We start from the raw sequence: 18,035 nt of genomic DNA, 5'->3' as shown, positions 1-18,035 counted from the left end.
TGGATTCAAGCGACGAACAGGAGGACCCGTGCCGCCAACCGAACAGGTCGAGGTGGAGTTGAAGTTCGACGTCGGGTCGAACGTCGCCGCCCCGGACCTGAGGGTGTTGCCCGGTGTGGTGTCGGCCAGGGTCCCGGAGACATTCGGCCTCGACGCCACCTACTTCGACACCGAGAACCTCGATCTGGCCACCAACAAGATCACCATGCGCCGGCGCCGCGGCGGCCATGACGAGGGCTGGCACCTCAAGCGCCCCGCCGACGTTCCCGGTGCACGTCGCGAGCTCCGCATCGGCTTCGACGACGCTCCCGCCGACGGCGACATCCCCGACGCGCTGCTGATTCCGGTGCTCGCCCTCACCCGGCACCGCCCGCTGATCCCGGTGGCGGCGATCTCCACCTCGCGCACGATCACCACCCTGCTCGGCGTCGACGACGAACCGCTCGCCGAGTTCGCCGAGGATCGCGTGACCGCGCAGTCGCTGCTGCCCGGCGGGGCCTCGCAGCAGTGGTCGGAATGGGAGTTCGAACTCCTCGAGGGCGGCACCCCCAAGCTGCTCAAAGCAGCCCACAAGCTGCTGCGCGGTGCCGGCGGTACCGAACCGTCGAGCGCTTCCAAGCTCGCCCGGGCAATCGGTTCCACGCCTGCCGCCGACAACGCCGTGCCCGCACTGGGGCGTCACCCCACCGCCCTGGAACTCGTCATCACCGACGTCGCGATCCATCGCAACTCGTTGATCGCCTACGACCCCCTGGTCCGAGTGGATGCCGACGACGCCGTGCATCAGATGCGCGTGGCCACCCGACGCCTGCGCAGCGTGCTCTCGGGGTTTCCCACCGTGCTCGACGCGGCGCGCACCGCGCACCTCGACGCCGAACTGAAACTGTTGGCGCGCATCCTCGGTGAGGCCCGCGATTCAGAGGTGCAGCTGGCGATCGACACGTCGCTGCTGCGCAGCGAGTCGGCGTCGGATGCGCTGCGCAGCGTGCTCACCGGAGCCGAATCGGCGGTGCACGACCGCGCGATACGGGCCGCGCACGCGGCGATGAACTCGAACCGCTACTTCGAATTGCTCGACGCGATCGACGAACTGATCGCCGACCCGCCGCCGGGCCCGGACGCGGACATGTCGGCCTCCGATGCCGTCGACAAGGCGATCGCCAAGAGCCGCAAGCAGATCCGCAAGGCGCAGGGCACCTTGGCCGGCCTCGCCGAAGGCTCCGACGAGTGGTCCGAGCATCTGCACACCATCCGTAAACGCGCCAAGCGGTTGCGCTACAGCACCGACGCCGCCGAGCCGTTGGGCAAGAAGAAGTATCGGCAGATCGGCGACGTCGCCAAGGAGATCCAGTCGGCTCTCGGGGATTACAACGACACCCACATCAACCGGTCACGGTTGGCGGAGCTGGCCGCGTCGGGCGAACTGTCCGGGCACGATCTGTTCGTCCTCGGTCGCATCGACGCGCATCAGGAGTTCGACGGTGCGCGCGCGATCGAGGCGTACCGGAAGGCCGCGAAGAAGCTCTGAACGTCACGTCGCGGGCGAGAACAGCACTGTCCGGGTGGCGGGGTCGGCGGCGGCGAGCCGCACCGAAAGCCGGCTCGCCTGCGCGGGACTGCCCTCACACGCGGCGATGATCGCGGGTTGGTCGATCACGATGCGCGCCGGACGTGTGTCGGTGGCGGCGGCGAGCACCACGGCGTCGAACCGTTCGCCGACGCGGTCGGCGAGTACGACGGACTCGGCGAGGTCGATGCTCTGCCGGTCGGCGGCAGAACCGAGTGAATCGGCCGAGCGCAACAGTTTCGGCATCGTCGGCAACGCGCGGATCACCCAATCGGGTACCGGCTCGCCAGCGGTGACCGACAGGCACACCTCGGTGGCGAAGCGGTCACCGAGTCGGCGCAGCGGCGCTGTCACGTGCGCGTACACGCCCCCGATCGCGGCGTGCACCATCTCATTCGGCGTCTGCGTCCGGCTCTCGCCCGTCCCGGCAGGCAACGCGAGATAGCCCGCACCCCGCATCAGCGACGCGGCATGCGACATCAGTGCGAGCGTTTGCGGAGTGTCGGCGGGTAGCCCGGCGAGGAACTGTCCCGGGGTGGCTCCGGTGGGCCACGTCACCCCGAGTGCCGTGGCGGTCGCCGCGAGGTCGTCGACGGCCTCGGGCGCGGCGGGCGGCAGGGTCCGGAGCAGCCCGACCCCCGCGTCGCGCATGATGGTTCCCGCGCACATGCCGGTGAGCAGCGACAGCTCGGAGTTCCACATGTCGGCGGGCGTCTTCGGTGCGATCTGTAGTGTCCACCCGTCGGGTTCGCGCACGACCTCCTGATCGGGCAGGTCGAGTTCGATCGCTCCCCGGGCCAGCGCCACCCGGTGTCGCAGTTCCCCGAAGGCGGGCAGTGCGGCGATCGCGGGGTGCAAGCTGCCCGACCGTGCGTCGGCCCACACCCCCGCGTAGTCCAGGCGGGCGACCGAGCGTACCGACGCGCGGCGCACCGCCACGTCGGCGACCGCACCCTGCGGCGTCACCAGGATCGTCCAGAGCACGGCGGGCCGAATCCGGTCGGGCAGCAGCGATCCGGCGCCCTCGGAGAGCACCCGCGGGTGCAGCGGCACCGATCCGTCGGGAAAGTAGATGGTGCTGCCGCGGCGGCGGCTCTCCGCATCGAGTGCGTGTTCGGGGATCACCAGCGCGGCCACGTCGGCGATCGCGTAGTTCACCTCGTACCCGTCCTCGGTGACCGAGATCATCACGGCCTGGTCGAGATCCTTCGACCCCGGCGGGTCGATGGTGACCAACGGCAGGTCGGTGCGGTCTTCCCGGTCGGCGGCATGGGCGTCGACCGCGTGTTCGGCCTCGGCGAGCGCAGCGTCACCGTAGTCCTCGCTCACCCCGAGTTCGGTACGGATCGCGTCGAAGTCGATGTCGGGTGCGGAGAATCTGCGCTGCACACCAGCGACAGTATGTGAGCGCACCCTCCCGCGGGGCGCTGCACGCAGAACGGGGGCGAACGAGTCGGCGTGTAAGCCGGATCCTGTTCCGGCCCCGGGTCGGGGCCGGCGGCGACCATCCATCTGGGCACACCGTCGCCGGGTACCTCGAGCGGCCAACCCGCGGGCTCGGGCGAGCAGCCCTCGTGCACCCGCGCACGCGCACCGACCGGTGCGCGCTTCGGCCTTGCTCCGGGTGGGGTTTACCGAGCCGACGCGGTCACCCGTGTCGCTGGTGCGCTCTTACCGCACCGTTTCACCCTTACCGGTCTCGCGACCGGCGGTCTGTTCTCTGTGGCACTGTCCCGCGGGTCACCCCGGGTTGCCGTTGACAACCACCCTGCTCTGTGGAGTCCGGACTTTCCTCGGCGTGCGGCGTCCCCGGTGACCGGTCGTTCCGCGCGCCGCGGCCGCCCGGCCGACTCGTTCGCCCGTTCAGGATAGCGGGACCGCAGACGGGTCAGCGCAGGTGTGCGGTCTCGTTGACCGACCGCACCACCGACCCGCCGTCCGGGAAGAACTCGGTGACCGACACCGACGCCAGGTCGAGGTGCAGATGGAACAACAGCTCGGGTCCCACCCTCAATGCATGCTGCAGCAACGTCTTGATCGGGGTCACATGCGAGACCACGATCACCGTCTCGCCCGGGTATCGCCGCACCACCTCGTCCTTGGCGGCGATCACCCGTTGGGCGACCTGCGCGAAGCTCTCGCCGCCCGGGGCGGGCACGGTGGGGTCGCCGAGCCAGCGCGCGTGCACATTCGGATCACGATGCGCCGCTTCGGAAAACGTGAGCCCCTCCCACTCGCCGAAGTCGTTCTCCACGAACCCGGCGTCGCAGATCACCTCGCCACCGATGCGGTCGACGACGGCCTGCGCGGTCAGCCGGGCACGGTCGAGTGGCGAGCTGATGACGGCGGCGACGGGGGATTCGGCGGCGATGCGTGCGGCGGCGGCCTTCGCCTGCTGTTCACCGAGATCGGTGAGCGCGGGATTTCCCCTGCCCGAATACCGCCGATCCACCGACAGCGGTGTCTGGCCGTGCCGGAGTAGCACGATGCGGGTCGGCCGTGCACGCTGGCCCTGCCACGAGGGAGCGCTCACCGCCGGCGCGCTCCGGCGAGGTGGCTCACAGACCCGACTCGCCGGTCCGCACCAGCACCGCGCCGCACTCCTCGCAGCGGATCACCTCGTCGGCGTCGGCCCCGGCGATCGACGCGAGCGTGCCGCGGTCGATCTCCATTCGGCAGGCGCCGCAGCGGCGGGCCCGCAATAGTCCGGCACCCACCTTGCCCGCGGCACGCTGCCGCTCGTAGATCGCCGACAGTTCCGGCGCGATGTCGGCAGCGATCGCCGCGCGTCGCTCGGTTGCCGCCTGCCGGTCGGCTTCGATCTCCTGATACGCCGTGTCCCGGCGGTCACGGACGGCCGCCAGTTCGGTCTCGAGGTGTTCGGCCGTGGCCGAGGCCCGCTGACGCTCGGCCTCCACCGCCTCCTGCCGTTCCATGATCTCGAGCAGGTCGTCCTCGAGCATCGCCCGTCGGCGACCCAGCCCGGTGAGCTCGTGCTGCAGTTCGGAGAGCGCCTTGGCGGCGAGGCCACCTCCGGTCAGCAACGCGGAGTCCTTCTTCTCGCGGTCGGACATGCCGGTGACCTCGCTGTCGACGCGGCGGTACTCGCGGGTGAGGTCTTCGGCCGAGATCTCGGCGCGGACGTGGTCGTCGCGTGTCGACTCCAGCTTGCGGGTCAGTTCGGCGATCTCGGCGTCCTCGGGCAGCGTGCGGCCACGGTGATCGATCCGGGCAAGTTCGGCGTCGGCGTCGGCCAGATCGAGTAGGAGTCGTTGTGCCGCAGCATCGATCTTCATCGCACCTCCTCGGTCTCGGGTTCGCTCCACCGTACGCGCCCGCAGGTGGGCTCAGGCATCGGCATGCACGGTGAACGGATCGGTGGGCGCCGCGTACACCCGGGCGTCGATCCCGAGGGCACCACCGAGCAGTTCGACGACCTGCGGGCACCACGGGAACTCCGTCGCCCAGTGCCCCGCATCCACCAGCACCGGCCCGCCGGCACGCGTGGCCTCGTCGACCGGATGGTGGCGCAGATCTGCGGTGAGGTACAGGTCGGCGCCCGCTGCGGCGACGGCGCCGAGGAGCGAGTCGCCCGCACCGCCGCACACCGCCACCCGCGACACCAGTGCGTCGGGGTCGCCGGCGGCCCGCACGCCCCACGGCGTGCGCAGTCGTCGTGCGGCCAGCGCGGTGAACTCGCGCACGGTCATCGGGCGTTGCAGGGTGCCGATGCGTCCGAGACCCGTGTCGGAGTCGATGGGGGCGAGTTCGAGGACGTCGAATGCCGGTTCCTCGTACGGGTGGGCGGTGCGGAGCGCGGCGAGCACATCGCGTCGTATGCGTCGCGCGGCGACCATCTCGACTCGTGCCTCGTCGACGTGGGTGCGCTGCCCGATCTCCCCGATCGCCGGATTGGCCGCGTCCTGGGCCTCGAACTGGCCCGTCCCGACCACCGACCACGCGCAGTCGCGGTACTCGCCTATCGCTCCGGCGCCGGCGGCGAACATCGCCTCGGTCACCTGCTCGGCGTTGCCTTCGGGCACCATCACAGCCCATTTGTCCATCGGCGCGCGGGTTTTCGGCTCGATGGGCGAGGTGTTGTGTACGCCGAGGACATCGGCGAGCGCGTCGGAGACCCCGGGGCGTGCGCTGTCGGCGTTGGTGTGCGCGGTGAACAGGGCGGTGCGCGCCCGGATGAGCCGGTGCAGCACACGACCTTTCGGGGTGTCTGCGGCCACCGACTCGACGCCGCGCAGCAGCAACGGATGGTGGGCGACGATGATGTCGACGGCGGCGTCGGGATCGCAGGCGATGTCGACGACCGCGTCGGTCACGTCGACACACACCAGGGCGCGTCGCGCCGGTTCGTCGCGGTCGCCGCAGACCAGCCCTACCGCGTCCCACGTCTCGGCGAGTGCGGGCGGGTAGGCCAGATCGAGCAGATCGATCACGTCGCCGACCGTCGTCGCGGTCTGCTCAGCCGGTGCCATCGCCGACCTCCTTTCGCGCCCCGGTGAGGGCATCGAGCAGGGCGTCGACCTGCTGCGCGGGACGTACCGCCAACCGTAGGTGGTCGTCGGTGAGCCCGACGAAATTGGCACAACTGCGGACCGCGAATCCGCGGTCCCGCAGCGCCTGCCTGACCTGCAATCCGTTCGGCATGGCGACGAGTACGAAGGGCGCGGCCGGGTGGGTGCACACCGCCACCCCCGCATCGGTGAGCCGCTCGACCATCGCGGCCCGCTCGCCGATCATCTGTTCCGCGGCCCGGTCGGTGTACCGCCGGCCGTCGGGACCACAGCATTCGGCGAGGGCGACAAGCGCGGGCGTCGACACCGGCCACGGGCGACGGCCGCGGCTCAGCCGCTCGACGAGGTGGGGCGGGGCGAGCAGGTAGCCGGCGCGGAGCCCGGCCAGGCCGAAAGTCTTGGTGACGCTGCGGATGACGACGACATCGGGAAGCGCGACGCCGGCCAGCGACTCGGGTTCACGCCGACCGGTCACCGGGTGGGTGGTGAGATCGGCGAACGCCTCGTCCACGACGATGATCCGTCCGGGACGACGCATCGCCTCGATGGCTGCTCGTGGATGCAGCACCGAGGTCGGGTTGGTGGGATTGCCGAGCACCACCAGGTCGGCGGTGGGTGGCACGAGGTGGGCACTGTCGGTGTCGCGCAGCACCCACGGCGGCGGCAGCACCACCTGGCTGATCCGGGTTCCGGCGGCTCGCAGCGCCATCTCGGGTTCGGTGAATGACGGCTGGATCAGCGCGGCATGAGTCGCGCCCAGCCGCGGCAATGCCTCGAAGCCGTCGGCGGCCCCGGCGAGAAGCATCACCTCGGCGGGGTCGCGGCCGTGCAGGTCGGCGATGGTCGTGATCGCCCGCGTGACCAGTGCCTGGCCCGGATAGGACGTCACGTCGGCGAGCGAGGACACCAGTGCGTCGCGAAGGAACGCAGGCGGGTCGCCCCGCACATTCACCGCGAAGTCGATCAACCCGGCACCCGTGTCGGCGTCGCCGTGACGCCCGGGTGCGCGCAGTTCCTCCGTGCATTCCGGAACGCCGTGGACCGGCCCGACCGTCATACCCGACGAGCCTACGTGCACGATGGAACCGTGATGTTGCAGGCAGACCCCCGCGACCCGGCCACGACCCTGCTCGTGGACCTCGACGGCACCCTCACCGACAGTTTCGCCGGTATCGCCAACAGTTTTCGGCATGCGTTGGACGCGGTGGGCGCACCACCCCCACCCGACGAGGTGGTGGCGGGAATCGCCGGACCGCCGATGATCGACACCCTGCTCGGGCTGGGGCTCGACCAGGCCACCGCCGACGCCGCGATGCGTGCCTACCGGCGCCGTTACACCGACGTCGGGTGGCTGGAGAATGCGTTGTTCGACGGTGTCGCCGATCTGGTGGCCGATCTGTCGGCAAGTGACCGACGACTGGCGATTGCGACGTCGAAGAATCAGAACACCGCGCGCACCATCCTCGACCACTTCGGCCTGGCCGGGTACTTCGAGGTGATCGCCGGAGCCAGCGACGACGGCTCGCGGCGCAGCAAATCCGACGTGATCGCCCATGCTTTGGCAGAATTGGACATTGACCCCGATTCGGGCCCGCCGCGCCTCGATCGGCCGGCTGTGATGATCGGCGACCGATCGCACGACGTCGAGGGTGCGGCGGCTTTCGGTATCCCCACGATCGTCGTCGGATGGGGATACGCGTTGCCCGGAGAAGGGCACGACGCCGCATGGCGTGTCGAGACCGTCTCCGATCTGCGAAAGGTGCTGGGTGTCTGATCAATTGCACGTGTGTTTCGTGTGCACCGGCAACATCTGCCGTTCGCCGATGGCGCAGAACATCTTCCGTTCCGCGCTCGCCGACGCCGGACTCGCCGACCGGGTGCAGGTGTCGAGTTGCGGCACCAGCGGCTGGCATGTGGGCGAGCCCGCCGACAATCGCGCACGGACCGAACTGCTCGCGCACGGGTACTCCGACGGTCACGTCGCGTCGCAGCTCAGCCCGGACCACTTCGACGCCGACCTGCTGGTTGCCATGGACGCCGGGCACGTGAAGGAACTCGAACGCAAACGCCTCGGCGACCGGGTGACGCTGCTGCGCAGTTTCGATCCCGCTGCCGGCGACGACCTCGACCTCGCCGACCCCTATTACGGCACCGAAGCCGACTTCGCCGTCGCACGCGAACAGATCGAGGGCGCCATGCCCGGCCTGCTCGCCTGGGTCAATGCCGAGTTGGCGGAGCGCTGACGCGCCCGACCATCGGGTGCTGATCGCCACCCGCCGCCGTCTCGGGGTGTGCGATGCACAGTAACGTTGAGGTATGCGGACGCTGCGAACCTTCCTGCGGCCCGGGTGGATCGCCCTGGCCATCGTGGTGGTCGCATTCGCCGCACTGTGCTTTTCCATCCTGGCGCCGTGGCAGCTGGGCAAGAACACCCGAACCTCCGAGCGCAATCACCTGATCGAACAGGCGGTGACCATCAAACCGGCTCCGCTGGAATCGCTGACCACTCCGGGCGTCTTCGACGCCGGCAAAGAATGGCGTGAGGTCACGATGACCGGCGAGTTCCTGACCGACAAACAGGCGCTGGTCCGTCTTCGTTCGGTCGACGAACAGCCGGCGGTGGAGGTGCTGACGCCGTTCCGGGTGGCCGGTGGCGACCGCGTACTGGCCGTCGACCGCGGTTATGTGCGGCCACAGCAGGGCGGACTGCCCGACGTTCCGGCGCCCCCGTCCGGCGAGGTGACCATCACCGGACGCATCCGGGCCGCCGAGGGCACCATCGCCGGGCGCGGCGCGGGGATGGTGGACGGGGCGTTGTCGATGTACACCGTCGACCCGCCCGAACTGGCCCGCGCCACCGGCACCCGCATGGATCCGTTCTACATCCAGCTCTCGCCCGACCAGCCGGGATCACTCGGCGAGATCCCGCTGCCCCAGCTCGATTCGGGGCCGTACCTGTCCTACGGGCTGCAGTGGCTCGCCTTCGGCATCATGGCCCCGCTCGGCGCCGGTTACTTCATCTACTCCGAGATCGGGCAGCGGCGCCGCGCGAAGGCCGCGGCCGAGGGTGTCGGCGACCCGGACTCCGTCAGCGAACCCGCGCCTGGCGAGGCACCAGCGGCCGGACGCCGACCACCACCCGACCGGGCCGCCCGGCGCCGCCTGCGACGCGCGGAACTGCGTGGCGAGACTCCGACCGGCCCCGACGACGAGTTGACCCGGATCGGAGCCGGACCCGACACCGAACACGCCCCACAGCAGGTGCGCGACAAACTCACCGAACGCTACGGCGGCTGACCCCGAGGATCGACCCCGCCACCACCGCCACCGCAACGGGCACGGCCGCGGCCTGCACCCGCTCCGACAGCGTGGCGGCCGCGCGCAACTCAACGACCCCGGGAGGCCGCCCGCGACCGAGCACCGGTCGCTCCTCGACACCGTGCGGGTAGACGGTACGGCCGCCGAGTCGCAGACCCAGGGCACCGGCGAACGCCGACTCCACCACGCCCGCATTCGGGCTCGGGTGACGCCGCGCGTAGCGCCGCCAGGACCCCAGCGCGGCGCGTGATCGGGAACCCATGGCGGCGGTGAGCACGCCGGTCACCCGCGCCGGGATCAGATTCGCCGCGTCGTCCAACCGCGCCGACGCCCACCCGAACCTGCGGTATCGCTCGTTGCGGTATCCCACCATCGCGTCGAGTGTGTTGATCGTGCGGTACACCAGCAGACCGGGGACCCCGGCGACCGCACCCCACAGCAGCGGCGCGACGGTGGCGTCGGAGGTGTTCTCGGCAATCGACTCCACGGCGGCACGACAGATTCCCGCGGCGTCGAGCGATTCGGGATCGCGACCGCACAGGCTGGGGATCGTCGCGCGCGCGGCACCGATGTCGCCGGCGGCCAGCGCGTCGGCAACCTCATCGCCCACCCGGACGAGACTGGTCCCGCCCAGCACCGTCCACGTCGTGGCCGCGGTCAGGACGAGCAGCGGAATCGGTGAGCTGCTACGCATCGCGACCCGCTGCGCGCAGGTGCCCGCCGTGGCGCCCGCGGCCACCCAGGCCGCCGTGAAGATCGTTCCCCGCATCCGCGAGTCGGCGTACAGCAGGTGTTCGGTGACCGCGATCGCCCGCCCGAGTCCGGCCACCGGGTGCAGCCGCTGCGGGTCGGCCACCAGACGGTCGAGCACGAACCCGGCAGCGAGGCCGATCGCGGTGGCCCATCGGCGGTGGCGGCCACGCGGATCGGTCATCGCGCGATCCTAACGCGCATCGCCGCACCGGTAGCATGGACTGCTCGATGGTCAGATCAGTCCCCACCCCCGTTCCCGGCAATCACCGCATCGACACCGGCATCGCCGAACTGCAGCCGGACCCGATCTCGGGTGGCTGGCTCCTGCTCATCAATGGCACGCACAGCTCGCACATTCATCCCGACGACCCCACCACGTTGGATTTCGAGTATCTGCGGCAGATGGCCGCGGTCATCGAGGATCGATACGGGCACCGCGACGGTGGGGATGGCGCGACGCCACCGCTGCGCGTGCTGCATCTCGGTGGCGCGGCCTGCGCACTGCCCCGCTACCTCGCCGACCGGTATCCGCGCGCCCGCCAGGTTGCCGTCGAGATCGACGCCACCCTGGCGCGACTGGTGCGGGAGTGGTTCGACCTGCCACGGGCGCCCGCCCTGCGCATCCGCGTCGGCGACGCACGTGAGGTTGTCGAGGCGCTCACGGAGGGTTCCCGCGACGTCAGGTGCGACGCGTTCGACGGTGACCGCGCTCCGTCGCACCTGACGACGGTGGAATTCGTCCGTGCGGTCCGCCGGGTGCTCGCGCCCGGGGGTCTGTACCTCGCCAACTGTGGCGACGGCCGCAACCTGGAGCTGGTCCGGGCCGACGCGGCCGCGGTGGCCGAGGTGTTCGCGAATGTCCTGCTCGTCGCGGACCCCGCGATGCTCAAGGGCAGACGGACCGGCAATGTGGTGGTGGTGGGCAGCGACGCTCCGCTGGAACCGTCCGCGGCACTGGTGCGGACCCTGCTCAGCGACCCGCTGCCGGCGCGAACCATCTCGGGTGCCGCGGCTCGCCAATTCGGTCGCGGGCGTGCCCGCCGGGACCCGCAGCCCGGCGACGTCGGCGAAGTCGATCAAACGAAGGACAAACGCTGAAGTACCGCGAATCTGCGAGTGTGGCATCGCGGATTTCCCGTCAAAAGCCCAGGATCGCTGTCGTCTCACCGGCCGACACGTCGCTCGATCCGACATCCGAGCCGATAGGGTGAGCACCATTCCCAACGGGCGAATCCGACGCGGATGGCGTCGTCACCCGCACCGCCGCGCGACCACTCGGAGGACACCACACGCATGACCGGGCCGAACCCATGAGCGCGCCGAACACGCGTACGGGTCAGCAGCTGGGCCCCTACCGCATAGGAAAGCTGCTGGGCCGCGGCGGTATGGGCGAGGTGTACGAGGCGTACGACACGACGAAGGAACGCACGGTCGCGCTGAAACTGCTTCCACCGCAGTACATCCAGAGCGCCGAATTCCGCGACCGGTTCGAACGCGAGTCACGCACGGCCGCGCGGCTGTCCGACCCGCACATCATCCCCATCCACGATTTCGGCGAGATCGACGGCCTGCTGTTCATCGACATGCGGTTGGTCGACGGCAGGGATCTGCGGGCCGTCCTGGCCGACGGACCACTCGACCCGGCACGGGCGGTCGCGCTGCTCAGCCAGATCGCGGGTGCGTTGGACGCCGCCCATCGCAACGGCCTGGTCCACCGCGACGTGAAACCCGACAACATCCTGGTCGACGGGGAGGACTTCGCGTATCTCGTCGACTTCGGTATCGCGCACGGCACCACCGACCCCCGCTACACCATGGTGGGAACCGCGCTCGGATCGCTGGCCTACATGGCACCGGAACGATTCGACGACGCCCCCGCCGGTCCCCCGGCCGACATCTATTCGCTGGCCTGCGTGCTCTACGAGTCCATCACCGGTCACACCCCGTTCGAGAGCAACTCCGATCAGGCGCTGATGACCTCGCACATCACCAAACCACCGCCGACAACCGGCGGGCCGCTCGACCCGGTGATCGCCAAGGGCATGGCGAAGAATCCGGCGGAGCGGTACTCCGGCGCCCGGGAGATGATGCGCGCGGCCGCCGCCGCGTTGTCGGCACCCACGACACCGATGCGCGGCCCGGCACCCGGTCTCGCGCCTCGCCCGGGTCCGCCGGCGACACCGCCGCCCGGGATCGGGTCCGGGCCCACCGTGGTCGGTCCGCTGGGTGGGGCCGCGACATCGGGCCCTACGATGCCACGCGGACTCTACGGCCGCCCCGATATGCACGCCGCTCAGCACCCGTCCGGGCCGCAGGGCTCCTGGCCCGCGGGCCCGCCCGCCCCGGCGGGCGGCGGGGGCGCATCCGGCCCACCGCCGTCGGCGTCGGGACCACAGTCGTTCTCGGGGCCGTGGTCGCCGGGCGGGCCGCCGCCGAAGAAGCCCGGGCGCGGGCGGATGATCGCGGTGTTCTCGATCATCGGCGTGGCGGTGGTCGCGCTCGCGGTGACCGCGGTGGTTCTGGTGTCCGGTGGCGGCGATTCACCACCGCCCGGACCCGCCACGTCGTCGTCGACGCCCGTCGCCGCCGCGACATGCGAGTTCCACGACACCCCGGTCACCGGACCGAAAGCTCCCAAACCCGCTGCGCAACAGCCGGACACCGGAACCGTGGACGTCACGATGAACACCACCGCGGGTTCGATCGGACTGGAACTCGACCGCGCGAAGGCGCCGTGCAACGTCGGTGCCATCGTGTCGCTGACCAAGTCCGGCTTCTACGACAACACCACGTGTCACCGAGTCGGCGACGGCTACCTCATCTGCGGCGATCCCACCGGCGGGCAGGACTCGAATCCGGGATGGTCGAGCCCCGACGAGTTCCCCACCGACCTGGTCGCGGCCGGCGGCAACGACGACAAGGGACGACCACTGGTCACCTACCCGCGCGGCTCCATCGCGGTGGTCAACGTCGATCCGCCCGACCGCAAGGACCCGAAGCAGACGTTTGCCGCCAGCGCGTTCTTCATGCTCACCAAACCGGTCGACCAGCCGGCGGCCTACACGATCGTCGGCACCGTCGACGACGCCGGGCTCGCTGTCCTCGACCGAGTCGTCGCGGCCGGCTACGTCCCCGCGAAACCCGACGCGAAATACGGCCGTCCGTCGACGCCGGTCATCGTCACCACCGCCACCGTGCAGTAGTGATCGCTACTCCCCTGCGCGCTGGATTATTCAAATGACCTGGATTATTCAAATGACATAGTCGAGCCGGTCGAGGATGCTCTTGCCGAGTGCCTCGTCGCCGTCGATGCGCACCGCGCCGGGGTCCGCGTCGCGCCGACCGCCCGCGAGTCGGGCGAACACGGCGGTGTCGGCCCGCAAGGACACATCGGCCGACGCGTCGCCGTCGGGAAACTCCTCGACCGCGGCGGCGCGCTGGTCCACCGCGATCCGGACGGTGCGTCCCCCGGGTCCGGTGAGTTCGATGAGAACCCGTCGGCCCGACGGGACACCTGCGCGTTTGCCGACGACGAACGGAAGCGAGGCCTCGATCTCGTCGAACGCCCAGCCCGCCGTGACCGGGTCCGAGGGCGGTGCGACCGCGACGCCGTCGCGGAGATCGAGTTCGTGCATCCAGCAATCGAATACACGGATGCGCATGAAACGCCCATAGGTGTCGGGGCCCGCGGGGGTCATGGCCTCGGCGTCGAACTCCTCGTCGGACATCGCTTCGAGTGCCGCGGTGCGCACCCCCACGATCTCGTCGAATGCGGCGAGAACGTCGGCGCGCGGCCGATCGCGGAAATGCTCCACCCAGCCCTCGTTGAGTTCGCCGATGGGGTTTCGGACGTGCGAGCGGCCGGAGATGTCCGCGGCCTGCGGTCGGCGTCCGGCCAACATGCTCTCGGTGCCGACGACATGCGCGATCACGTCGGCGTTGGACCAGCCCGACAGCACCGCGGGTGCCGACCACTGCGCGTCGGTGAGCTCGCCGGCCAGTGTTCGCAGTGCGGCCCATTGGGCGCGCAGTGCGTCGGTGATCGCGGCCTTGTCGATGTGGGTGTGTGGCATGGATTCTCCTGATCGTCGTGTCGTTCTCAGCGGACCGGTTGAACACAGCTGTCGGGTGCTGCCACCACAGAACACCATTGCGGTGGGCGACTGGGCCGGTAGCCGGCGGGAACCCCACCGTCCGCGGTGATCTGCCGATAGACCGGCACCGCGTCGGTGGGGCGGCGACGAAGCGCCGGATCGGCCTTCACGTCCACCGTGTAGAGGCCGAATCGGGGTGTGTAGCTACCCCATTCGTAGTTGTCGGTGAGACTCCAGTAGTTCAGGCCCAGCACCGGGATACCGTCGCCGAGGGCGCGCTGCACCCAGTAGACGAGGTCACGCAGGTGATCGCCGCGCCGGTAGCCGTCGGGGCGAGGCGCACCCTTCTCGGTGGGCATCCCCGTTTCCACCACGTAGAGCGGTATGCCGGGGTTGCGGCGCGCCAGGTCGCGCAGGGCGTAGTAGAGGCCGTCGGCGGCGATGGACGCCTGCCACGGCGAGCCGGTGGCCGCGTTGATGGCGCTGAGGTCGGTCGGTGTGCCCGCGTAGTAGTAGTCCACGCCGAGGAAGTCGAGGGTGTCGCGCACCCGGTCGACGAAGGTGGTGTCGATGGCCGGCTCCGCAGTCGGCATGTAGGCGATGTTCGACGACACCATCGCGGTGTGGTCGCGACGGTGGATGTGCTGGTAGATGGCGCGATGCGCGGCGACGAGCCGGTCGAGCATGGCCGGCGCCAGGGCGGCGGGCAGACCGCCCATCCGTAGTTCGTTGATCACGTAGAACGTCGGTTCGTTGATCGTGATCCACAGGGGGTGGTAGTGCGCGTAACGGTCGACGACGAATCGCGCATTGCGCAGCCACGCGCCGGTGGTGCGCGGATCGGCCCAGCCGCCGCGGTCGGCGATCCATCCGGGATACACCCAGTGGTCCAGGGTGATCATCGGACGCATCCCCGCGGCGACGATCGCGGCGATCATGGTGTCGTAGTAGGAGATTTCGCGGGTGTCGAGCACACCCGGCCGGGGTTCGATGCGCGCCCATTCGACGCTCACGCGATACACCCTGACGCCCAGTCCTTTCGCGAGCGCGATGTCGGAGGCATAGCGATGCCGGAAGTCCACCGACGTGCCCACTCGATCGTCGGTGCGACCGGCCCGCTCGTAGCGCACCCAGTTGCTGTCCGGGGAAAATCCCTCGCTCTGGAAACCCGACGACGAAACACCCCACAGAAAGCCGGCAGGCACCGGACGCACCGCGCGCGGTGCGGCACCGGCTACCGCCGGAGTGACCACCGACGGCGCGAGTAGCGCACACGCCAGCGCCACGAGCACGGCGGCAACCACTGGTGATCGCCGTCGTCGTGCCGACCTCCGCATCGGTTCAGGATCGCAGACGGGGGGCGCCGCCGCGGCGGCAACGATCGAACTCGGCTCTGCCGCGGCATCGGCCTGAGCGCAGGTTTCGGCCGATTACCGCGCGCGATGTGTCATCGCGACCGTCTAGGCTGTAGCGCGTGCCCGAACCCGACCAGCGCTGTGTCCGGCGATCGCTGACCCGTGCGCTTGTGCTGATGGTGCTCGTCGGTGCAGTCATCGCCGCCGGCGTTACCCCTCCGGCCGCGGCGGCACCTCGACACGTCGTGGCCGACACGGGCTGCGGGCTCGGCACACTTCGCGCCACCGCGGGCAGTACCGGTCACACCACGGTGGTCGACGGCGTCAGCCGCACCTATCGGGTGCACCTGCCCAGCGGTTACACCGGTCTCTCGTCGTACCCGCTGATCGTCGCCTACCACGGACACGCCGAACGCAGCACCAGTTTCGAGACCTACACCCGGCTCTCGTCGCTCCCGGCGATCGTTGTGTACCCGGATGGGTTGCGTGGCACCGACAACAAGGTCTCTTGGCAGGGCGCACCGTACTCGTCGCCGCGCTCCGACGACATCGCGTTCACCCGCGCTATCCTGCGCGAGGTTCGGGCGTCGACCTGCGTCGATTCGCACCGCATCTACGCGGTGGGTCGCTCCAACGGCGGTGGAATGGTGTCGGTGCTGGCCTGCCGGATGCCCGGCGAGTTCGCCGCCTTCGGCATCGTCAGCGGCGCGTTCTATCAGCAGACCATGTCCGGTTGCGGGGCGGCGCCGGCCGCGTCGATCATCGACTTCCACGGCACCGCCGACGGCGTGATCCATTACGACGGGGGTGTGCGCTTCGGCGAGCGGTACTGGTCGGTGCCCGACTGGCTGCACATGTGGGCCGCGAAGGCAGGGTGTGGCACCACCCCCGTGACGGTGCCGGTCAACGTCTTCGTCGACCGCCTCGACTGGCCGTGGTGCAGCGGCTTACGCGGAGGCGAGATCACCCACTACCGCATTCGTGGTGGCACACACCGCTGGCCGGGCTCCACCGGCAACCGCGCAGCCGGACAGGTGAGCGATTCGATCTCGGCGACGTCGCTGATCTGGCAGTTCTTCCAGACGCACACGAGCTGACACCGCGGCCGCGACGGACCGGTGACTCTCGACCCTCAATGCGGACGGCATCTGTCCGCGATGTGGGGCACGATGAGGTCATGTTGGAGACATCGGCACGTCTGCTGCAGCTGCTGTCGCTGCTGCAGATGCGGCGCGAGTGGTCGGGCGCTGCACTCGCCGAGCGGTTGAACATCACCACGCGCACGGTTCGGCGCGATGTCGACAAGCTGCGTGAGCTCGGTTATCCGGTCGACGCCACCGTCGGGGTGGGCGGCGGGTACCGGCTCGGCGCCGGCGCGGAGATGCCTCCCCTGCTGCTCGACGATCAAGAGGTTCTCGCCGTCGCGCTCGGGCTCAACGCGATCTCCACCGGCTCGGTCTCCGACATGGCCGAGGCGTCGGACGGTGCACTGACGAAACTTCGGCAGGTGATGCCGTCTCGACTGCGCCACCGCCTCGATGCGCTGTCGATGGATGCGGTGCCGCACAGCAGGGGCGACGCGACGGTGTCGGCCGAGCATCTCACCGAGATCGCCACCGCGTGCCATCGACACGAACGCCTACGGTTCGACTATCGCCGCGGCGACGGCACCGAGAGCCGCCGAGAGGTGGAGCCGCATCGTTTGGTGCGCAACGGTTTTCGTTGGTATCTGCTGGCCTGGGATCTCGGCCGGGAGGACTGGCGTTCGTTCCGGGTCGACAGGCTCGACCCGAAAACACCCACCGGACCACGGTTTACGCCACGCGAGTTGCCCGGCGGCGATGCCGCCGCCTTCCTGGCGCGCAGCCTCGGTGAGGTCTATCGCCAGGCCGCCGCACGGGTTCGGGTGTACGCGCCCGCCGAGACGATCTCACCGATGGTCGACGACGCCTGGGGCACATTGGAATCGGCGGACGAGACGAGTTGCGAGCTCACGGTGTACAGCAGATCCCTCACCTCGATCGCGTATTGGTTGCACAAGTTCGGCCATGACTTCGCCGTGATCGAACCCGAGTCGCTGCGACGGGAATGCGAGGCGGCCGCAGATCGCCACGCCGCGATCGCCGAGCGGTACCGGCGGGCGAGCACATCGTCGCCGTGACCTTTTCGTGACCGGAGCGGGCGGGCGATCACAAGTGGGCCACGCCACTCGAGCGTGTCTATCGTGGCGCCCATGAGAGTCCTTGTGACCGGAGCGTCCGGCTACGTCGGATCACGGCTGGTGTGCGCGTTGCTCGATGCCGGACACGACGTGATCGTGAGTTTGGCAGGTCCCCGATAACCGGTCCAGGCAGTTCTAGAGCCAGTTCCTTGTTGTGATCGTCAGTCGATCTCGCAGCCCACGGGGTGATGTTGGTGG

Annotated in this window: 16 protein-coding genes, 1 other RNA gene and 1 pseudogene; 9 read left to right on the top strand and 9 right to left on the bottom strand. The window is 69.8% G+C overall.

Annotated elements, in window-relative coordinates; translation table 11 throughout:
- Positions 1 to 28 precede the first annotated feature (28 nt).
- Entirely contained in the window at positions 29 to 1,528 is a 1,500-nt protein-coding gene (locus ACWDSI_RS11425) for a CYTH and CHAD domain-containing protein (RefSeq protein WP_449747198.1), read from the top strand.
- Positions 1,529 to 1,531: 3 nt separating this feature from the next.
- Here the strand turns inward: ACWDSI_RS11425 and ACWDSI_RS11420 are convergent, their stop codons facing one another.
- From ACWDSI_RS11420 to cobC, 6 genes are all read right to left on the bottom strand, one after another.
- Positions 1,532 to 2,956 carry an RNB domain-containing ribonuclease gene (locus ACWDSI_RS11420; RefSeq protein ID WP_449756603.1) on the bottom strand — a complete coding sequence of 475 codons (1,425 nt, stop codon included), beginning with the start codon at positions 2,954 to 2,956 and terminating at the stop codon, positions 1,532 to 1,534.
- A 56-nt stretch (positions 2,957 to 3,012) separates the two neighbouring features.
- An RNA gene (gene rnpB, locus ACWDSI_RS11415) (RNase P RNA component class A) lies at positions 3,013 to 3,421 on the bottom strand.
- A 34-nt stretch (positions 3,422 to 3,455) separates the two neighbouring features.
- Positions 3,456 to 4,100, bottom strand: a complete 645-nt coding sequence (locus tag ACWDSI_RS11410; protein WP_449747200.1) for a histidine phosphatase family protein — start codon at positions 4,098 to 4,100, stop codon at positions 3,456 to 3,458.
- Between the two features lie 25 nt (positions 4,101 to 4,125).
- Positions 4,126 to 4,863 carry a zinc ribbon domain-containing protein gene (locus ACWDSI_RS11405; protein WP_449747201.1) on the bottom strand — a complete coding sequence of 246 codons (738 nt, stop codon included), beginning with the start codon at positions 4,861 to 4,863 and terminating at the stop codon, positions 4,126 to 4,128.
- Positions 4,864 to 4,914: 51 nt separating this feature from the next.
- Positions 4,915 to 6,057 (bottom strand): Nif3-like dinuclear metal center hexameric protein, encoded by a 1,143-nt coding sequence (locus ACWDSI_RS11400; protein WP_449747202.1) that lies wholly within the window; start codon positions 6,055 to 6,057, stop codon positions 4,915 to 4,917.
- Complete coding sequence (gene cobC / locus ACWDSI_RS11395; protein WP_449747203.1) at positions 6,044 to 7,153, bottom strand: Rv2231c family pyridoxal phosphate-dependent protein CobC; 1,110 nt, start codon at positions 7,151 to 7,153, stop codon at positions 6,044 to 6,046. The genes ACWDSI_RS11400 and cobC overlap by 14 nt, the downstream gene beginning before the upstream one ends.
- Before the next feature lie 33 nt (positions 7,154 to 7,186).
- Between cobC and ACWDSI_RS11390 the strand changes: the two genes are divergently transcribed.
- The 3 genes from ACWDSI_RS11390 to ACWDSI_RS11380 all read left to right on the top strand — a co-directional run bounded on the left by ACWDSI_RS11390 (position 7,187) and on the right by ACWDSI_RS11380 (position 9,393).
- Positions 7,187 to 7,870: an HAD hydrolase-like protein gene (locus ACWDSI_RS11390; RefSeq protein WP_449747204.1), complete on the top strand. Its 684-nt coding sequence runs from the start codon at positions 7,187 to 7,189 to the stop codon at positions 7,868 to 7,870.
- Positions 7,863 to 8,339: a low molecular weight protein-tyrosine-phosphatase gene (locus ACWDSI_RS11385; protein WP_449747205.1), complete on the top strand. Its 477-nt coding sequence runs from the start codon at positions 7,863 to 7,865 to the stop codon at positions 8,337 to 8,339. The genes ACWDSI_RS11390 and ACWDSI_RS11385 overlap by 8 nt, the downstream gene beginning before the upstream one ends.
- A 73-nt stretch (positions 8,340 to 8,412) precedes the next feature.
- Entirely contained in the window at positions 8,413 to 9,393 is a 981-nt protein-coding gene (locus tag ACWDSI_RS11380) for an SURF1 family cytochrome oxidase biogenesis protein (protein WP_449756602.1), read from the top strand.
- On the opposite strand, the gene ACWDSI_RS11375 is transcribed toward ACWDSI_RS11380, so the two are convergent.
- Complete coding sequence (locus ACWDSI_RS11375; RefSeq protein WP_449756601.1) at positions 9,371 to 10,348, bottom strand: cobalamin biosynthesis protein; 978 nt, start codon at positions 10,346 to 10,348, stop codon at positions 9,371 to 9,373. The two genes, ACWDSI_RS11380 and ACWDSI_RS11375, sit on opposite strands and share 23 nt — an antisense overlap.
- A 47-nt stretch (positions 10,349 to 10,395) precedes the next feature.
- Between ACWDSI_RS11375 and ACWDSI_RS11370 the strand changes: the two genes are divergently transcribed.
- On the top strand, positions 10,396 to 11,265 hold the full coding sequence (locus ACWDSI_RS11370) for a spermidine synthase (RefSeq protein ID WP_449756600.1): 870 nt from the start codon (positions 10,396 to 10,398) through the stop codon (positions 11,263 to 11,265).
- 212 nt (positions 11,266 to 11,477) lie between these two features.
- Positions 11,478 to 13,370, top strand: a complete 1,893-nt coding sequence (locus tag ACWDSI_RS11365) for a protein kinase domain-containing protein (RefSeq protein WP_449756599.1) — start codon at positions 11,478 to 11,480, stop codon at positions 13,368 to 13,370.
- 48 nt (positions 13,371 to 13,418) lie between these two features.
- On the opposite strand, the gene ACWDSI_RS11360 is transcribed toward ACWDSI_RS11365, so the two are convergent.
- Complete coding sequence (locus ACWDSI_RS11360; RefSeq protein WP_449756598.1) at positions 13,419 to 14,240, bottom strand: maleylpyruvate isomerase family mycothiol-dependent enzyme; 822 nt, start codon at positions 14,238 to 14,240, stop codon at positions 13,419 to 13,421.
- Positions 14,241 to 14,266: 26 nt separating this feature from the next.
- Positions 14,267 to 15,598, bottom strand: coding sequence for a family 1 glycosylhydrolase (locus ACWDSI_RS11355; protein ID WP_449747211.1), 1,332 nt, complete (start codon positions 15,596 to 15,598; stop codon positions 14,267 to 14,269).
- 137 nt (positions 15,599 to 15,735) lie between these two features.
- Here ACWDSI_RS11355 and ACWDSI_RS11350 point away from each other — a divergent pair, with 137 nt between their 5' ends.
- From ACWDSI_RS11350 to ACWDSI_RS11340, 3 genes and pseudogenes are all read left to right on the top strand, one after another.
- Positions 15,736 to 16,713 (top strand): alpha/beta hydrolase family esterase, encoded by a 978-nt coding sequence (locus tag ACWDSI_RS11350; protein WP_449747212.1) that lies wholly within the window; start codon positions 15,736 to 15,738, stop codon positions 16,711 to 16,713.
- Positions 16,714 to 16,793: 80 nt separating this feature from the next.
- A complete protein-coding gene (locus ACWDSI_RS11345; RefSeq protein ID WP_449747213.1) occupies positions 16,794 to 17,777 on the top strand; it encodes a helix-turn-helix transcriptional regulator in 984 nt (327 codons plus the stop codon).
- Between the two features lie 72 nt (positions 17,778 to 17,849).
- Positions 17,850 to 17,939, top strand: a pseudogene (locus ACWDSI_RS11340) (NAD-dependent epimerase/dehydratase family protein); the annotation flags it as partial.
- Positions 17,940 to 18,035 lie beyond the last annotated feature (96 nt).

Source organism: Gordonia sp. NPDC003429 (genome assembly GCF_053588575.1).
The sequence above is the reverse complement of the archived record's forward strand: the minus strand, read 5'-3'. Positions and strand labels throughout refer to the sequence as shown.